The following is a 16,390-nucleotide window of genomic DNA, read 5'->3' on the forward strand; positions in this document are numbered from 1 at the left end:
CGCTTATGCCGGGCCCCGAGACTACTATGTGCAGGGCCTTGCCGAAGGGCCCGTCGCCATGCGACGGGCCCCTTTCAGGTTCAGTGATCGGCCGGCGTCAGGACCGGTGACTCTGCATCCAAGGCGTTCGTACTTCCTAGTCCTTGGTGCTGAAGGCGGCGTCGAAGCTGGTTTGGGAGGCGGGGAAGTCGAACTTCTTCAGCGCCGCGAGGGCTTCGGGGGCGCCGTGGAGGCGGTCCATGCCGGCGTCTTCCCATTCCACGCTGATGGGTCCGTTGTAACCGATGGCGGTGAGGGCACGGAAGGACGATTCCCAGGGCACGTCGCCTCGTCCGGCGGAGACGAAGTCCCAGCCACGGCGGGGATCTCCCCAGGGCAGGTGCGAGCCCATGACGGTGTTCCGGCCGGTGGGGCGGAGCTTGGTGTCCTTGCAGTCCACGTGGTAAATCCGGTCCTTGAAGTCCCAGATGAAGGACACGGGGTCGATGCCCTGCCACATGAAGTGCGAGGGGTCCCAGTTCAGGCCGAACGCTTCCCGGTGGCCGATCGCTTCGAGGGTCCGGACGGTGGTCCAGTAGTCGTAGGCGATTTCGGACGGGTGGACTTCGTGGGCGAAGCGGACCCCGTTTTCGTCGAAGACGTCCAGGATGGGGTTCCAACGGTCGGCGAAGTCCTGATAGCCGGCGTCGATGACCTTCTCCGGGACGGGAGGGAACATGGCGACGTACTGCCAGATGGAGGAGCCGGTGAACCCGACGACGGTGTCCACACCCAGGGCGCGGGCGAGGCGGGCGGTGTGTTTCATTTCTTCGGCGGCGCGTTGGCGGACGCCTTCGGGTTCCCCGTCGCCCCAGACGCGGGATCCGACGATCGCTTCGTGGCGGAAGTCGATGGGGTCATCGCACACTGCCTGGCCCTTGAGGTGGTTGGAGATGGCCCAGACCTTCAGGTTGTACTTCTCCAGGATGGCGAGTTTGGATTCGACGTAGCCGGGTTCGTCCCAGCGCCAGGCGTCCAGGTGGTCTCCGGAGACGGCGATTTCCAGGCCGTCGTAGCCCCAGCCCGAGGCAAGGCGCGCGACTTCCTCGAAGGGAAGGTCGGCCCACTGGCCGGTGAACAAGGTGAACGGGCGTGACATGTGAATCTCCTTTGGTGCGAAGTCCTGTCGAGTGAACCGGACTGAACGAAGCCATACGCGGCGGCTCTATTGAATTGGCGGGGATGAAAGTCCCGGTTTTTCCGTTTGTGAAAGGGCGGGTTGGATGCGCCTTTGCGGGAACCGGATGAGTAGAACGGCCGTTGCGACTGCAACGCCCAGCGCGGTCTCCACGAAACGGTCCGCGACCAGAACGTTGACAGGGGTAGGGGCGGCAAGGTGACTCAGGATCAGAGCCGAAGGCGTTATACAGACGACCGCGATCCCGTAATTCCGCGCAACGGTCAGTTCAATGATGATCTGCAGCAACGCCACCATCACGACCAGCATCCAGATCTGCGTCAGTAGAGTGATCATCAGCGCGGCTAGACCAATGCCAAGGAGTGTGCCAACAAGCCTCAGTGTCGCACGGCTGAGCTGGGCGGCAAGGGCAGCTCCGGCAAGGGGCACAGTAGCGGACACGGCAGCCCAGTAAGGGTGGCCGAGGCCAAGCGCCGTCGCCGTACCGCCTGCAATAAGCGGACCCAACGTGTACTGCAGCATCTGGGTACGGGCTCCGGGCGCTCGAAAGATCTTTCGCAATGACGTGGACTGTGGCACGGTGACGTTTTTGGGCCGGGACGAAGTAAACAGCCCGCCGGTTTGACCAATGAGGACTCCGAACAGCGAAGAAACAGCGGCGACGGCGAACGCGATGGCGGCGCCACCCCAATCCCGGGGGATGAAAGATGTGGTTCCTGCGGCAAAAACGAGGAACAACGAGGGCACTGGCAACAGTCCAAAGCGCCGTGTCATCAGATAGCCGGCAACAGCTAGGAAACTCATCAGGAGAACTGACCATGCCGAAGCCGGACCTGTCACCCCTACCAATGCCCCCAGAGAGACCGCGATGGTCAGCGCTGCGGCAGCCAGCAATTGGGCGCGCAAACGGTCGCCCGGTGCATGATTCTTACCATAAACCGAGCTCAGGGCACCGAACACGGCATGACTGGTGAGTTCAGGATGACCCAGGGCCAGAAGTAACCCAAGCGGGGCTGAGACCGCCACGCTAACCCGTACTGCGTGTCCCGGCCCGCTGGTGTCCGGAGCGAAGGTCATGATTTCCTGCCACCATGCACGGAGAAGGGCCTGTGGGCCGCTTGAACGCACCGGGGTGACGGAAGGCTGCTCAGTCATGCTGGGATCCATAACGAAGGACACGCATACTGAGCTCCTGATTTTGTTCCACGTATCTCATAATCTACAAAATCGAAACGTTTATCGCAACACTTTTCCGTTGATCGTTCATTTTCTAAATAGTAGGCTAAGGAAATGAGCACACATGAAAGTCTGGTAAGTCCGTCAAAGAAGACCCCCATCTCCAAGACTTCAGGGGTGCGCCGGGGAAATATCCAAAGGGTCCTTGAAGCTTTACGGAAGGCCGGCCCGTCCTCGCAGGCGGCCTTGGCCAGAAGCGTGGAACTGTCCCCGGCCACCGTGAACAACATCATTAAAGTCCTCAAGGAAGACGGCGTCGTCGAACTGCAGCCGCTGAACGGCCGTGAATCTTTGGTCGCGCTGATTCCCAGTCAAGGATCAGTGGTGTCCATACAGGTCAATGTCACCTCTATTCACGGCGCTCTGTTCGACTTTGGCCGGAGCGCGAGATACGACTTGGAAGTGGCCTTTGAAGAGGACACCGAGGGCGAAGGGGGAAGCCCCGAAATTGCGGTCGGCATGATCCGGAAGCTGGCGGCCAAGGCCGGCAGGGATGTCGCTGATCTAGCCGGGGTTTCGGTCGCGATGCAGGCCCCGATTGCGCAGCCCGCGGGCACCATCGCTTCGTGGGCCAGGTTGCAGCTGCCGGCCTGGCAGGACCTCGCTCTCGAAGAAGTGCTGGAAGCGGAGCTGGGGGTCCCTGTGGTCGTTGAGAACGACGCCAACCTCGCTGCGCTGGCAGAGTGGACGTGGGGTGCCGGACGAGGCGTCAACGATTTCCTCTACGTCGCGTGCGGCTCAAGGATCGGCGGGGGACTCGTCATCAACGGAAGCATCTACCGCGGCGGCGACGGCATGGCCGGGGAAATAGGACACATGATGCTTGAACCCAACGGTCCCGTGTGCTTCTGCGGGAGCCGCGGGTGTCTGACCACGGTCGCCTCCGAACGGTCTATCCTCAATGCCCTTGAAGCATCCGGGGGAACGCAGCGGACCCTGACTGAGGTCATTGAAGCCGCCAAGCAGGGCGACCCCGCCTGCCAACGCGTTCTCTATGAGACCGGGAGGCATCTCGGACGAGCCCTCGCCAGCACCGCGAAGGTCATGGCCCCCAGCATGATCGTCATTGGGGGACTGCTTGGCCAGGGCGGCTCGCTGGTCTTTAAGAGCCTCCTGTCCTCTGCAGAAGTTAACAGTCTCAAGGCAGTCTCACCCTCCATCCGGTTCCGGGCTGCAGAGGTAAACGCTGATACCACCCTGCTTGGAGGGGTAACGGCCGTCCTGGAACGGACCGGCCAGGGGGCCAGTGACCTCGCACTGTGGATGAAATCAGCATGATTATTCAAAAAATTAATGGTTCAAAACTTTTCTCTTGACATAAATCACAAAAATTGTACGCTTGGTGCCCAACTGGAACGGGATCATTCAATTGATGAATGATCTTGTAGCCTCAAGCAAAGGATCTCAATGATGAGAAGTCATCCCACGAGCCGCGACGGCTCGGATATGGCAGCCGCTTCGTCCACTCTCCCTGGCGATGCCTCGGTAAACGGCAACAAATCCGTCTTCCCCCGATTGACGGCCATGATGCTGCTGGAATTCGTTGTGTTCGGCTCGTGGTTTGCCACGCTTGGCCTTGTTCTTGCGACCAACGGTCTGCCGGCAATCATCGCCAACGCTTACCTGCTGGCCGCAGTCGCTGCCATTGTTTCCCCCATGTTCCTCGGTGCACTCGGTGACCGGTTCATGTCATCCCAGAAAGTCCTCGGCGTCTCACATTTCGCCGGTGGCGCCCTAATGCTCTTCCTTCCCGGCGCTGTGGCTTCCGGCAATGGAAACCTGGTTCTGGTCCTGGTCTTTGCCTACATGCTGTTCTTCATGCCAACTCTGGGCCTGAGCAACTCCATCGCCTTCCGGCATCTCGGAAGCCGGCAGGACCTGTTCCCCTACATCCGGGTCTTCGGTACCCTCGGATGGGTCGTGGCTGGCCTCGTCGTTGGTGCACTTGGACTTTCCGCCTCCCCGTCGATCTTCTACGTCACCGCCATCGCCAGCTTCGCCTTCGGCCTGTACTCCTTCACCCTCCCGGCCACCCCGCCTCCGGCCAAGGGTGTGAAGTTCTCCATTGGCGACGTCATTGGAGCCAAGGCCTTCCGACTGTTCCGCCACCGGAACTTCGTAGTCTTCATGGTCTGCGCAACGCTTACGTCAATCGGCCTCGCGATCTACAACGCTTTCTCATCCCCCTACCTGGGTGCACTGGGCATCGAAAACGTCGCAGGCGTCCTGGCAATCGGGCAGGCCTCCGAGGTTCTCTTCATCATGACCATCCCGTGGGTACTGAAGAGGATCGGCATGAAGTGGGCACTGCTGGCAGGCATGTTCATGTGGGGAGTCCGTTTCGCCTTGTTCATCGCAGCAGCTGGCGACCAGCAGTGGCTGGCCATCCTCGCGATTGCCCTGCACGGCATCTGCAGTGACTTCTTCCTTGTCGTCGGCGCCATGTTCATCGACCAGGTCTCGCCCGTAGAACTGACCGCCCAGGCCCAAAGCATGCTGATCCTGGTCATTTCAGGAGTTGGAGCCGTCATCGGAACATTCATCTCCGGCCAGATCTTCGGTGCCACTGTGACAGCGAACCCAACCGCCGGACCTGAAGCCTGGACACCGCTGTGGCTCCTTCCCGTCGGAACCGCGATCCTGACTGCAATCATCTGGATCGTTTTCTTCCGCCAGTCCGGCCACAAGCAGCTCGAACGCATCGAGGCTGCCCCGGCAGTCTAGAAAAGGCTTGACGGAGAAACGGACGCCCGCATGGCCACGACCTGCCTGCGTCTGAGCCGACCAGTCGGCGTCCGTTTCTCCTCTGCCAACCGGCGCCCCAAGCTCCATCCTTGTACGGCCGCTGCCAGCCTTCACACCACCCAATGCAATCAGCAAAGGACCAGCCAACATGCGTGACAAGTACGACGTCGTCGTCGTCGGTAGCGGACCCGCCGGCGCCACCTACGCCCGGATCATCAAGGAACTACGGCCCGGTGCCCGGCTCCTGATGGTTGAAGCCGGTCCCGTGGTCTCCAACCCGCCTGGCCGGCATGTGAGGACCATCAAGGACCCTCGGGAACGCATCGCCGCGCAATTCGCCTCCCAAGGTCCCGAGGCGCACCCGGCAGATTACGAGGAGCGAGTGGCGCGGGCGCTTTCTCCGTCGCGTGGGCGTTCCAGCGAACTCCTCGCACGTCCCGGTACTTGGCTTTTGAACCCTCAGGCCCAGAAAGACGACTCGACGGGCTTTCCCGCCGCGGCTTTGTCCAGCAATGTCGGTGGCATGGGAGCCCACTGGTCAGGAGCTTGTCCCTTCCCTGGAGAGGGCGAAATCAGCGAGGACCTTAACCCACCTGCCTTCGCCGACGCCGTCACCGAAGCCATCTGGATCTTGCAAGTCACGCAACGAGCCTTCGACGGGGCACCGCTGGGGGCCGAAGTTCGCAACCTGCTCGGTGCCCACTACGACCACGGACGCCCAGCCGGGCGGGCCGTTCAAGCCATGCCCCTGGCCATGGACGTCCGATCGAATGGTGAACGGTATTGGACCGGGCCAGGAGTAATGCTGGGAGACCTGCTTACAGCCGGCCACGAACACTTCGAACTGCGCGCAAACACAGTCGCCAAACGGATCCTGACCAGCAAAGGCAAGGCCCACGGAGTGCTCTTGCACGACCGCGGTGAAAACCGTGACTACGAAGTGGGCGCCGACTACGTGGTCGTTGCCGCCGATTCGCTGCGTTCACCCCAGCTGCTGAGCGCCTCCGGCATCCGCCCCGCGGCGCTAGGCCACTATTTGAACGAACACACCATGACCACCAGCACGATCCAACTCCATCCCTCACTGCGCGCCGCCACCGAAGGTGCTGGCAAAACCAGCGAAGGAGCTGTGGATCTGCTGGCCGGCGTCAGCTGGGTTCCCTACTACGACAAGACTTTCCCCTTCCACGGCCAGGTCACCCAGTGGGACGCGTCCCCCATCCCCGTTGATGAGAATTTTGAAGTATGGCCCGGATCAGTTGTCGAATGCTCCGTGTTTATGGGCAAGGCCGACGTCCGCTACGAGGACTACCTCGAATTCGACGACAACGAACTCGACTACTTCGGCATGCCATCGATCAAGATCCACTACGGCTTTACCGAGAACGACCACGCCCACCTCGCCCAGGCCGTAGAAGAAGCAAAACGCATGGGCTCGCTTCTGGGGGAACCCATCAACGGCCTGGAACCGGCCGTCATGCCGCATGGAGCGTCCCTGCACTACCAAGGGACAACCCGGATCGGCACCGACGACACCACCAGCGTGCTGGACCCCTCCATGCGGGTCTGGGGCAGTGACAACGTCTATGTCGGAGGCAACGGCACCATTGCCACACCAGCAGCCTGCAACCCCACCCTAACCAACGTCGCCCTCTCCGTCCTCGGTGCCAGGGACCTGGCCGCCCGGCTCTGACCGGCAACAGCAACCCGGCGCCCTACAAAGAACCCACACGATTGGCAGAAACACATGTTTGAAAACTTCCTGATCCGGCCCGACAGCCTGAAGAACGAGGTGAGCGACGGGCAAGTCACCGGGTTCTCGCTCGCCGTCCGCCACGCGAACTACCGCGGCTGCTACATATCACTGCACAACGGCTACTATCTTGAGGTCGACGGGACCGAATACCCCACAGAGGTCCAACGGTTCGAAATCAACGGCAAGGGCCCCCGCACCTTCGACGAACTGCGCGCCCAGGTCCACGAACATTGGGACTACGACGACGAAGCCATCCTGCACGTCATTGCCCCCGGTGGCTTGACCGCTGGAAACCATACAATACGCTTCCAGCAATCCGTGCTCGCCGCCTACGGATACCTCCCAACTGACGAGGAATGGGTGAAGAATCCACCCAAACCAGGAACCGGAGCGGGGTCAGACAAAGCCCCCCAGATCGTCACTTACAAACTGAGCCTCAACGAGCAGGAGGAAAACTGATGTCCATCAAACGCGGCGTCTCCCTGTACAGCTACCAGCAGTCACAGTTCTTCAAGGAACTCGACCTCGAAGCCCAACTGCGCGAAGTCGGACAGAACCTCGGCGCGGACGGCATCGAAATCATCGATGAGATGTCCCTGCGGTACCCGGAACCGGGCGAAGACTTTATCCGCCAGTGGTTCACGTGGATGGAACAGTTCGGCACGAAACCGGTAGCCATGGACGTCGGCATGGATGTGCTGCAGTTCCGCGATCACGTCATGACCCTTGAGGAATGCGCCGACCGGCTCCGCCACGACCTTCGACTGGCCAAAAAATTGGGGTTCAGCAACGTCCGTGTTCTGTCTGTTGTGCCGGTCTCCGTCCTGACTTCCGCCCTGCCCCTTGCGGAAGAACTGGATATCCGGCTCGGCAAGGAAATCCACCAGCCGATGACTCTTGAAGGCCAACAGGTGGGTGAAATCCTCGACGTCATTGACGAGACAGGGACCAAACACCTGGGCATCGTTCCGGACTTGGGGATCTTCCAATTCCGCCCGTCCGAGGTTCAGCTCGCCTCTTTCCAGCGCAAAGGCGCCCAGGAGACGGCCTGCGAAGCATCCGTCGACCTCGCAGTGCGGCTACAGCGCGGCGAAGCGCCCTTTGAGTACGTGGACCTTGCCAACGACACCGCCGGGAACCTGCGTTCCGAATTTAACCGATTCCTCAAAACCGGCAACTGCAAGGGCGCCTTCAGCACCGCGTTCCAAGGTGTCAAGGACTTCACCGACGCAAACGTGGAGAACGCCCAGGAAATGGATTACGTCGTAGTCGCCGAAGCGCTAACCCTCTCCCACACCAAGGCCGATACCATGCGCGATCTTGCCCCACACATCACCCATGTGCACGCCAAGTTCAACAACATGTCCGAGATCCCCGGCTCGCCTGGCCAGTTCCAGGAAATTGCCATCGACTATGACGCCGCCATCACCGCACTGAAAGACGGCGGCTACGACGGATACGTCAACTCCGAGTACGAAGGCCAGCGCTACTTCCAGGACCTCTCGAAGGACGAACTGATGAGCGAAGTCGAGCAGGTCCGCTGGCACCAGGAGATGCTGCAAAGGCTGCTCGCATCATGAGCTCCAAAACCCCACGGCTGTTCGCTTACGTCGGCACCTACACTGGTTCCGCGGACGGAGGCATCCACATCCTCAAGGTCAGCAAAGACGGCCGTGAATTGAGCAGCACAGGCCATGCAAGCCAACCGAAGGAATCAGGCTACCTCGCTTACGCGGCCTCGACCGGAACACTGTATGCCGTGAACGAACGGAAAACGGATGGACGGGGACCGGTAGAGGCCCCCGCGGCCGTACACTCCTTCACCGTGAACCAGCAGGACGGGAGCCTCACCCCGCTGGGCTCCCGCCCGGCACCTGGACCGTTTCCGACGTTCCTTTCGGTGAGCGACGACCAGCGACGCCTCATCAGCGCCAACCACGGCAGCTTCGAACATGTCGAACACGTGGTCAAGGGCCGGGACGGTGAATGGACCGTGGAGTACCTCTACGACGACTCCTCTGTCCTCGTCTACGATCTGGGCACCGACGGAGCCATTGGCAAGCTCACCGACGTCAAGGTCATCGAAGGGCACGGGAAGGATCCCAACTTTTCCCCGCAGGCCGGCGGACATGCCCAGGCCAGCCCCCATGCCCACTGCGCCGTCATCGACCCCTCCGGCCGATACCTGCTGGTGGCAGACAAGGGCACCGACAGGATCTACGTCTACACGCTGGGGGCCACCCTCGAGTTGGCCTTCACTCACCAATGTGCCCCGGAGACGGGACCGCGGCATATCGCTTTCGATCCGGTCTCCGGCAACGCGTACGTGACGCTGGAGTTCGCTTCAAAGCTTGCCGCCTTCGCTTTCGATCCGCGATCGGGGGAGCTGGCGCTCCTTGATGAGGTGACGAGCACCGAATCCGGGCACACTGGCCTGAACGAACCCGCCGAGGTCCGTGTGCACCCGGATGGGGACATTGTGTACGTCAACAACCGTGGTGAGGACTCTCTGGCATGGTTCAGCGTCAGTGAAGCCGGGAAGCTCACCCGGCAAGGGCACACGGATCTGGCCCCATCCCTGCATCCCGGCGTCGCCGCTAGGAACTTCAGCATTGATCCCACAGGGTCGTTCCTGCTCGTGGCCGACAGGCCCGCGGCGTTGGTTCGCTCCTACGCAATTGACAACGAAACGGGCGCCTTGACTCCGCTGACCGAGATCAGTATCCCGGAACCCGCCTTTGTTCAATTCGTCGAATTGACCGGCTGAACGTCCGCGCACCCGCCCGGCCACAGAACACCAGCAACCGAACACCCTTGTAAGACGGAAAGTAGCCCCATGAACCACCAGCACGGACCCCGAGTGGTGATCCTCGGCACCGGCATGATCGGCGCTGTCCACCGCCGCGCAGCTTTGCTCGCGGGCGGACACATCGTAGGCGTCATGTCTTCGACCCTGGAACGCTCCCTGGAAGCAGCAGCCCAATGGGGAACAGACGCACTCGCTAGCCTGGTGGACCTGGAACAGCTCAAGCCCGACGTTGTCCACGTGTGCAGCCCCAACGGTCTGCACGTCGAGCACGTCGAAGCAGCCATCGCCGCCGGCGCGCACGTGATTTGCGAAAAGCCGCTTTCCGTCGACAGCGGCCAGGCTGAGCGTCTTGTCAAACTCGCCGCCGAAGCCGGCCGCACGGCCACGGTCCCCTTCGTGTACCGTTTCCATCCCCTGATCCGGGAGATCCGGGCCAGGGCTTCTCAGGGTGAGTTCGGCCCGTGGCAACTTCTGCATGGAAGCTACCTTCAGGACTGGCTCCTGTCGCCTGCATCCACGAGCTGGCGGGTGGACTCCAAAGCCGGCGGACCGTCGCGGACGTTTGCCGATATCGGTTCCCATTGGTGCGACCTCATGGAATTCGTCACCGGCGAACGCATTGCGTCGGTCTTGGCGGACATGACCACAACCGTTCCTGAGCGACCTGTCCCGGGTCCGGGGGGCGGCACGGCCATGACCAACGTCGACACCGAAGACGCCGCCGCCGTGATCTTTCGGACAGAGTCCGGCGTCCTCGGCACGTTGACGGTCTCCCAAGTGTCTGCCGGCCGGAAGAACCGGCTGTGGTTCGAATTCGACGGCGCATCCAAGTCCGCAGTCTTCGACCAGGAGAACCCCGAAACCGTATGGCTCGGGGCCCAAGGGACCAACGAAATCGTCCCTCGTGACCCCTCGCGAGGCTCATCGGACCAGCGACGACTCTCCAGCCTCCCGGCCGGGCATGCCCAAGGCTACGCCCAATGCTTCGAAAACTTTACTGCTGACACCTATGCTGCAGTGCAGGGAGAAACCCGCGACGGGCTTCCCACCTTCGCCGACGGACTGAGGTCCGCCCTGATTGTCGATGCGGTCGTCAAGTCCGCAAACACCGGGCAGTGGATCCACCTGAACCAGCAGCGGTAAAAGTGCATCGCCATGCCCCGTCACGGAAGCGAGCGAAAGCACCGCCTAGCGGCCGGAGCTGACCTGGCCGGCAGCTGGGAGCTCCTGCAGCTGCTAAGGGACGGCAGAGCACGCACACGCAGCCAGCTCGCCGTCGAACTGGACCTCTCGCGGTCCACCGTCACCTCCCGCATACAGGCCCTCACCATAGCGGGCCTCATCCGCCCGGTCGGGGGCGAGCATTCCAGCGGCGGCAGGCCAGCATCCACTCTTGCCTTCAACACCGCTGCCCTGTTGATCCTTGCCGTGCACATCACGCCGGCTTCAACGCAAGCGGCTCTGATGGATCTGGGCGGAAAGTGCCACGCCCATCACGATGCCCCCAACGACCCCGGCCAGTCTTCCCCGTCCCACACGCTGGCAGCTGTCATCACATGGGCACAGACAACCCTGGTCCGCATCGGCCGGAAACCTGCAGACCTTGGCGGAGTTGGTGTCTCACTGCCCATGGACATCGACCAGGACAGCGGCCGACCGTTGGGCACCGCCGCCATGCCAGGCTGGGCGGGATTCGATGTCAACCGATTCATCGCCAAGTCCCTTACAGTTCCCGTCAAGGTAGAAAACGATATCCACCTTCTCGCCCTGAACGAACGACTGAGCCGATGGGCCGAGCACAGCGACCTGCTGTATGTTCATGCCGCTAAATGCCCCAAAGCAGCCATCATCAGCGGCGGGCAGCTCCAACGCGGGTTCTCCGGGACCGCCGGTACCCTCGGCTGGGCGCAGGACGCCGCCACATCGGGCCCACCCAGCCAAAACCCTCCCGCCAGCTCCGTCGAGCCATCGGCCGGCGACACCGCAGTGGCCAGGGAGGAAGGCCGGCGTTTGGGTGAAGTGCTGGCCATCGCCGTCAATATCCTGAACCCCTCAGCACTCCTCGTCGGGGGAAGAAACGTCCACGATGCGGGTCATTTCATTGCCGGCCTGCGCGAGACTGTCCTCCACCGCTCACCCCCGGCTGCGACCCTGGGGCATCGCTCTCGCGGACGAGAACGACCACGCCGTGCTGGATGGAATCGCCCACGCGCTCACCCCCGAAATCCTCACAGCCGAGACACTGGGGACGATGCTCTGCCAGCCAACGGGCTAAACCGCAGGCACAAAACCTCAGTCCGACGTCCGGGTGTCGGCATCTTCGTCACTGTGCCGTCCCCGCCGCGCGGCTGGGTTGCACAGCGCAGCGGACCCCAGCGGCGACCAAAACGCACGACCCTATAGACGTACGGAAGCGCCATAGCCTGAGTGAAGGTTATGGCGCTTCCGTAGTGATGACGGGCAATCGGCTCTACTTGATGCCGCCGGTGAAGCCGTTGATGAGCTGCTTCTGCGCGAACAGATAAAAGGCCAGAACCGGCACAATACAGATCGCAACGGCGGCGAAAATCAGGTTCCACTGGGAGATGTACTCACCAACGAAGGAGTACACGGCCACCGGCAGGGTCTGCAGTTTGCTTCCCGAAAGGAAGATCAGCTGGACGAAGAAATCATTCCACACCATGACGCCTGTAAGAACGGCGACGGTGGCGGTGATCGGCTTGAGCAGCGGAAAGACGATCTTCCGGAAAGTCTGGAGCCTTGAGGCGCCGTCGACAAAGGCGGCTTCCTCAAAGTCCTTCGGCAGGGTTCGGACGAAACCGGTGTAAAGGAACACCGTCAAGGGCATGAGCAGGCCCGTGTAGAGGAGAATCATGCCGGGGTAGGTGCCTGCCAGGTTCAACTGCCGCAACACGGCATAAGCCGGAACGATACCCAGCTGGAATGGCAGGATAATGCCCACCACGAACAGTCCGTACAGGCCTGCGCCCATCCGGCCGCCACGGCGAGCCACCACGTAGGCACAGATCGATCCGATGGCCACCAAGGCGATCACACTGCCAAGGGTGATGACGACACTGTTGATCAGGGCTTCTCCGAGGCTTACGCCTGCGCTTCCTTTCCAGGCCTGGGGAAAGTTTGCGGTGTCCAACTGCTTGGGCGGGGAGGTCGGGTCCAGCAGCATTTCCCCTGAGGGTTTCAGCGAAATCATTACCAACAGAAAGAAGGGAATGGCCCAGATGGCACCGACGGCCAGAAGTAGCAGTTCGCGGCCGAACGTGCGGCGTGTATAGGGGAACATGATCAAATTCTCTTTTCTTGGGCCCGCAGGACGACCAACTGCATGATCGAGACGAAGGCGACCAGGGCCGTCAGAACCAAGGCAAGAGCCGCGCCGTAACCGAACCGGCCTGCCACGAAAGTCTGGGCGTAGATCTGTGTCGCCAGTGTCTCTGACGCTTGGGCAGGTCCTCCGCCGGTCAGGGCAAGAACCTGATCGAAGACCCGGAGACTGAAGACGGTAGTAATGGTCACACTTGCCGTCACTGCCGGAGCCAGCAAAGGAAGCGTTATGGAACGAAGCCGTCGCCACGTCGAAGCGCCATCGACTGATGCCGCCTCTTCAACCTCAACCGGGATGCTTTGAAGACCGGCAAGGTAGAACGCCATGGCCAGGCCGGAATACTGCCAAACGAGGACCACAAGAATGGTCCATTTCGCCCACACCGGATCAGCCAGCCAGGGACGTGCCCACGATTCGAGGCCTACAGCTTCCAGGAGCTTGTTCAGTGGACCTTGGGCGTCGAAGATGAACTGCCAGATGTAGGAAACAGCCAGAGGGCTGAGAACGACTGGTGCGAAGAAGATGCCACGAAGCCAGTTGCGGGAGCGGATCGTCCGGTGCAGGCCCATGGCCAGGGACAGCCCGATGACGTTCGAGAGCACAACGGCCACAGCCGAAAGCAGGACGGTGTTGATGACAGAGCCCAACGCCTCGGCACTTTGGAAGATCTCCCTGAAATTCTCAAGACCGATCCACATTGGGGCATCGGTGCCGTTCCAATCGGTGAAGGCATATACCGCCCCAGCACCGACTGCAACGAAATGCACGGCGACGGCAATGACTACACCAGGAATTGCCCATAACAGCGGTACCGTCAGCCGGCTGCGCCGGGGCTTTCCGGCCCGAGGCGTTCCGGGCCGTCCCGTGCTGAGGGCCTTGCCCTCAGCACGGGACCCGGAATGCCTCGTGGTTCCGCGGGATACGCGTTCGTCGACATTCATGGCTCTACTTGCCCCAAGCTGCGTCGACGGTCTTCAACGCGTCCGGGATTGATGCCTGTCCGGTCATCGACGCGACAACAGCCGTGCTGAGCGTGTTCAAGGCACCCCCACCTGCCCACGTGTCATGGGACCGGGGGATGGTCTGGTTGTTAGCGATGTACGGTTCGAAGCCCTTCAGGCTTTGGGGCATCTTCGCGTTTTTTGCATCGGCAAGAGTGACCGTACCGCTGAGTTCAGCCCGCGTGCTGGCTCCCTGATCGGCGACGAACTTCAGGAATTCCAGGGTCGCTGCCTTGTTCTTGGTCCCGGCTGCAACCGCCAGCCCATCCTGGTAGCCGATGGGTGCCCGGGTCTGTTCCTTGGTGTCTCCGGGGAATGGCACCATGGCCCAGTCCTGCGGGCTTCCTGCCGCGACGGAGCCAAGAGCTCCGGACGGAACAATTGTCATGAGCGTTTGCCCTGCCGTCATCGGTTGGAACGACTGCGGGGTGCTGGCAGACTCTGCCCCGGGCTGGAAGCACTCGGCATCACGCATCTGCTGGAACCTTTTGAGTGTCTCCTGCCATTCGGGCGTGTCCGCGAAGGTGACCTTGTTGGCGGTCTTCTGGGCGTTCCAGTCCGGAGACTTGCTGTAGACGATGCTGGCGGCCACAATTTCGGCGGCAAAACCGGCGGACTGTCCCGCCAAAGCAATGCCGTACTTGTCTTGGGCGCGGGCAGCGGCACAGATCTTCAGGACGTCCGCGAACGTCTCCGGTGCCTGAAGTCCCAGGGCATTCAACGAAGCCGGCTTGAACAGCACTCCGTGCGGTGCCGCGTCCATCACCAGCCCGTAGGTCTTGCCGTCAACCTGGTACATGTCGGCGGCTTCCTTCGGCATGCCCGAGGCCCACGGCTGGTCGGACAAATCAAGCAACTTGCCGGATTTGGCCAAGGGAATCAGGGACTCGGTAGCACCCGTGCCGCCGTTTCCGTAGAAGACATCCGGGGCGTTGCCGCCCTGGATCTGTGTGATCAACGTTTGACCGTACGTGGGCCCGGCGGGCGAGTACTGAACCTGAACGTCAATGTCAGGGTGCGCTTCCTTAAATGCCTTGATAACCGGATCCATGGATGCCTGCAAGCCAGTGTGGCCGAGGAAACGGATCGTTCCGCCGCCGGACGCGGTGTTGTCACCGCCCGAGGAACAGGCAGCGAGAGCGGGGATCAGGCAGGCCCCAGCGATGACGGCCATCCACCGGTAGCGTTTCTTGATCGACGACATTGTCATTCCTCCTTGGGGCAAAATGCCCTCCTTGATGCGGCGGCCGAGCAGGATGCTCACGAACCGACATGTGCGGCAGACCACATCACGATGTTATTCCTGTCACCTAAAATTGGCAACAATTTAGTTGACATGAAGGTGCGCCTTTATGTCACCATGATTAATCGGCTGTAATCGCTTACACTATTGGCAACATTCAGAGTCGATGAAGACACCCGCCCAAGGAGGCCCCATGCAAGGTGGAGGACAGCAGGTCCGCTCAGGAGCTGCCGCAACGGAGTTGGTTGTCGATGGCGTCCGCCGAGCCATCCTCGACGGTGATATGTCACCCGGACAGCGACTGGTCGAGGCCGAACTCATGGACATGTTTGGCGTGACACGAGGCAGTGTGCGCTCAGCGATCGAGGACCTGACCGCAGATGGCCTGGTGGAAAAAATCCCCAACCGAGGCGCACGTGTCCGCCGCGTCTCGCTCGACGAGGCCGTGGCAATCCTGGAATGCCGCGGTGTTCTCGAAGGTCTGATTGCAGCCCGCGCAGCTGAACGCGTTACCTCGGAGCAGGCTGAACGGCTTGAGCGCATCGGAGAACAGATGCAGGATGCTGTCCGCACGGCCGAGCTTCGCACATACGCCAGACTCAATTCGCAGCTGCACGAGCTGGTAGCCGAGATCGGCGCCCAGCAGATCGCTTCAGGCTTGATTCTGAAGCTCCGCTCCCAGATCGTCCGGCATCAATTCCAGCTGTCCCAACGGCCTGGAAGGCCTCAGGTGTCGCTGGGCCAGCACCTGGCCATCATTGAGGGTGTGAACTCGCGGGACCCGCAAAGGGCAGAGCAGGCTGCCAGACGGCACGTTCAAAGCGTCATCGAAACACTGCTGGAGATCAGAGCCGAACAGCAGGACGCTTCACAAGAAACCCAACGGATTGCCGTCTAGCCTTTACACCTAAAAATCGCCCCGGGACGGTCCACCCGAGGTGGCCGCCTCGGCCCTGTTCCCCCGGCAGCGGCGGTGGCCGCGACGTGGGCGACCCGGCAAGTGGTGAGAGCGCACCCCCGGGCCCGGATGTCGCGGACGCCTGTCCCGTCTTTTCTCTCGGAATTGCGGCGCTGTGCTCT

14 protein-coding genes are annotated in these 16,390 nt (G+C 61.6%); 9 read left to right on the forward strand and 5 right to left on the reverse strand.

The features are described 5' to 3' along the window. Positions 1-136: 136 nt before the first annotated feature. Complete coding sequence (locus tag MOD31_RS03005) at positions 137-1,138, reverse strand: sugar phosphate isomerase/epimerase (protein ID WP_250819801.1); 1,002 nt, start codon at positions 1,136-1,138, stop codon at positions 137-139. Between the two features lie 66 nt (positions 1,139-1,204). After that, positions 1,205-2,332, reverse strand: a complete 1,128-nt coding sequence (locus MOD31_RS03010; protein WP_250819802.1) for an FUSC family protein — start codon at positions 2,330-2,332, stop codon at positions 1,205-1,207. Positions 2,333-2,467: 135 nt separating this feature from the next. On the opposite strand from MOD31_RS03010, the gene MOD31_RS03015 reads away from it, so the two are divergent. The 8 genes from MOD31_RS03015 (at position 2,468) to MOD31_RS03050 (ending at position 12,126) form a co-directional block, all read left to right on the forward strand. Further along, positions 2,468-3,691, forward strand: coding sequence for an ROK family transcriptional regulator (locus MOD31_RS03015; RefSeq protein ID WP_250819803.1), 1,224 nt, complete (start codon positions 2,468-2,470; stop codon positions 3,689-3,691). Positions 3,692-3,820: 129 nt separating this feature from the next. Continuing rightward, positions 3,821-5,137: an MFS transporter gene (locus MOD31_RS03020; RefSeq protein ID WP_250819804.1), complete on the forward strand. Its 1,317-nt coding sequence runs from the start codon at positions 3,821-3,823 to the stop codon at positions 5,135-5,137. 169 nt (positions 5,138-5,306) lie between these two features. Next, entirely contained in the window at positions 5,307-6,851 is a 1,545-nt protein-coding gene (locus MOD31_RS03025; protein WP_250819805.1) for a GMC oxidoreductase, read from the forward strand. Between the two features lie 54 nt (positions 6,852-6,905). After that, on the forward strand, positions 6,906-7,373 hold the full coding sequence (locus MOD31_RS03030) for a DUF6379 domain-containing protein (RefSeq protein WP_250819806.1): 468 nt from the start codon (positions 6,906-6,908) through the stop codon (positions 7,371-7,373). Then, entirely contained in the window at positions 7,373-8,494 is a 1,122-nt protein-coding gene (locus MOD31_RS03035; RefSeq protein ID WP_250819807.1) for a sugar phosphate isomerase/epimerase, read from the forward strand. Before MOD31_RS03030 ends, MOD31_RS03035 begins: the two co-directional genes overlap by 1 nt. Further along, on the forward strand, positions 8,491-9,681 hold the full coding sequence (locus MOD31_RS03040; protein ID WP_250819808.1) for a lactonase family protein: 1,191 nt from the start codon (positions 8,491-8,493) through the stop codon (positions 9,679-9,681). Before MOD31_RS03035 ends, MOD31_RS03040 begins: the two co-directional genes overlap by 4 nt. 69 nt (positions 9,682-9,750) lie before the next feature. Continuing rightward, positions 9,751-10,866, forward strand: coding sequence for a Gfo/Idh/MocA family protein (locus MOD31_RS03045; protein ID WP_250819809.1), 1,116 nt, complete (start codon positions 9,751-9,753; stop codon positions 10,864-10,866). 12 nt (positions 10,867-10,878) lie between these two features. Beyond that, on the forward strand, positions 10,879-12,126 hold the full coding sequence (locus MOD31_RS03050; RefSeq protein WP_250819810.1) for an ROK family transcriptional regulator: 1,248 nt from the start codon (positions 10,879-10,881) through the stop codon (positions 12,124-12,126). Positions 12,127-12,193: 67 nt separating this feature from the next. Here the strand turns inward: MOD31_RS03050 and MOD31_RS03055 are convergent, their stop codons facing one another. From MOD31_RS03055 to MOD31_RS03065, 3 genes are read right to left on the reverse strand one after another with little or no spacing between them, the layout of a single operon-like run. Next, on the reverse strand, positions 12,194-13,024 hold the full coding sequence (locus MOD31_RS03055) for a carbohydrate ABC transporter permease (RefSeq protein WP_250819811.1): 831 nt from the start codon (positions 13,022-13,024) through the stop codon (positions 12,194-12,196). A gap of 2 nt (positions 13,025-13,026) precedes the next feature. Then, on the reverse strand, positions 13,027-14,007 hold the full coding sequence (locus MOD31_RS03060; protein ID WP_250819812.1) for a carbohydrate ABC transporter permease: 981 nt from the start codon (positions 14,005-14,007) through the stop codon (positions 13,027-13,029). A 4-nt stretch (positions 14,008-14,011) separates the two neighbouring features. Further along, positions 14,012-15,271: an ABC transporter substrate-binding protein gene (locus MOD31_RS03065; RefSeq protein ID WP_250819813.1), complete on the reverse strand. Its 1,260-nt coding sequence runs from the start codon at positions 15,269-15,271 to the stop codon at positions 14,012-14,014. A gap of 232 nt (positions 15,272-15,503) precedes the next feature. On the opposite strand from MOD31_RS03065, the gene MOD31_RS03070 reads away from it, so the two are divergent. Next, complete coding sequence (locus MOD31_RS03070) at positions 15,504-16,208, forward strand: GntR family transcriptional regulator (protein ID WP_250819814.1); 705 nt, start codon at positions 15,504-15,506, stop codon at positions 16,206-16,208. Positions 16,209-16,390: the final 182 nt, after the last annotated feature.

Source organism: Paenarthrobacter sp. TYUT067, from assembly GCF_023656375.1.
Classification (GTDB): Bacteria; Actinomycetota; Actinomycetes; order Actinomycetales; family Micrococcaceae; genus Arthrobacter.

Bases quoted from the DNA above. Each gene is read 5' to 3' on its own strand.
- MOD31_RS03005 (WP_250819801.1), bottom strand. From the start codon at position 1,138: ATGTCACGCCCGTTCACCTTGTTCACCGGCCAGTGGGCCGACCTTCCC.
- MOD31_RS03010 (WP_250819802.1), bottom strand. From the start codon at position 2,332: ATGACTGAGCAGCCTTCCGTCACCCCGGTGCGTTCAAGCGGCCCACAG.
- MOD31_RS03015 (WP_250819803.1), top strand. From the start codon at position 2,468: ATGAGCACACATGAAAGTCTGGTAAGTCCGTCAAAGAAGACCCCCATC.
- MOD31_RS03020 (WP_250819804.1), top strand. From the start codon at position 3,821: ATGATGAGAAGTCATCCCACGAGCCGCGACGGCTCGGATATGGCAGCC.
- MOD31_RS03025 (WP_250819805.1), top strand. From the start codon at position 5,307: ATGCGTGACAAGTACGACGTCGTCGTCGTCGGTAGCGGACCCGCCGGC.
- MOD31_RS03030 (WP_250819806.1), top strand. From the start codon at position 6,906: ATGTTTGAAAACTTCCTGATCCGGCCCGACAGCCTGAAGAACGAGGTG.
- MOD31_RS03035 (WP_250819807.1), top strand. From the start codon at position 7,373: ATGTCCATCAAACGCGGCGTCTCCCTGTACAGCTACCAGCAGTCACAG.
- MOD31_RS03040 (WP_250819808.1), top strand. From the start codon at position 8,491: ATGAGCTCCAAAACCCCACGGCTGTTCGCTTACGTCGGCACCTACACT.
- MOD31_RS03045 (WP_250819809.1), top strand. From the start codon at position 9,751: ATGAACCACCAGCACGGACCCCGAGTGGTGATCCTCGGCACCGGCATG.
- MOD31_RS03050 (WP_250819810.1), top strand. From the start codon at position 10,879: ATGCCCCGTCACGGAAGCGAGCGAAAGCACCGCCTAGCGGCCGGAGCT.
- MOD31_RS03055 (WP_250819811.1), bottom strand. From the start codon at position 13,024: ATGTTCCCCTATACACGCCGCACGTTCGGCCGCGAACTGCTACTTCTG.
- MOD31_RS03060 (WP_250819812.1), bottom strand. From the start codon at position 14,007: ATGAATGTCGACGAACGCGTATCCCGCGGAACCACGAGGCATTCCGGG.
- MOD31_RS03065 (WP_250819813.1), bottom strand. From the start codon at position 15,271: ATGTCGTCGATCAAGAAACGCTACCGGTGGATGGCCGTCATCGCTGGG.
- MOD31_RS03070 (WP_250819814.1), top strand. From the start codon at position 15,504: ATGCAAGGTGGAGGACAGCAGGTCCGCTCAGGAGCTGCCGCAACGGAG.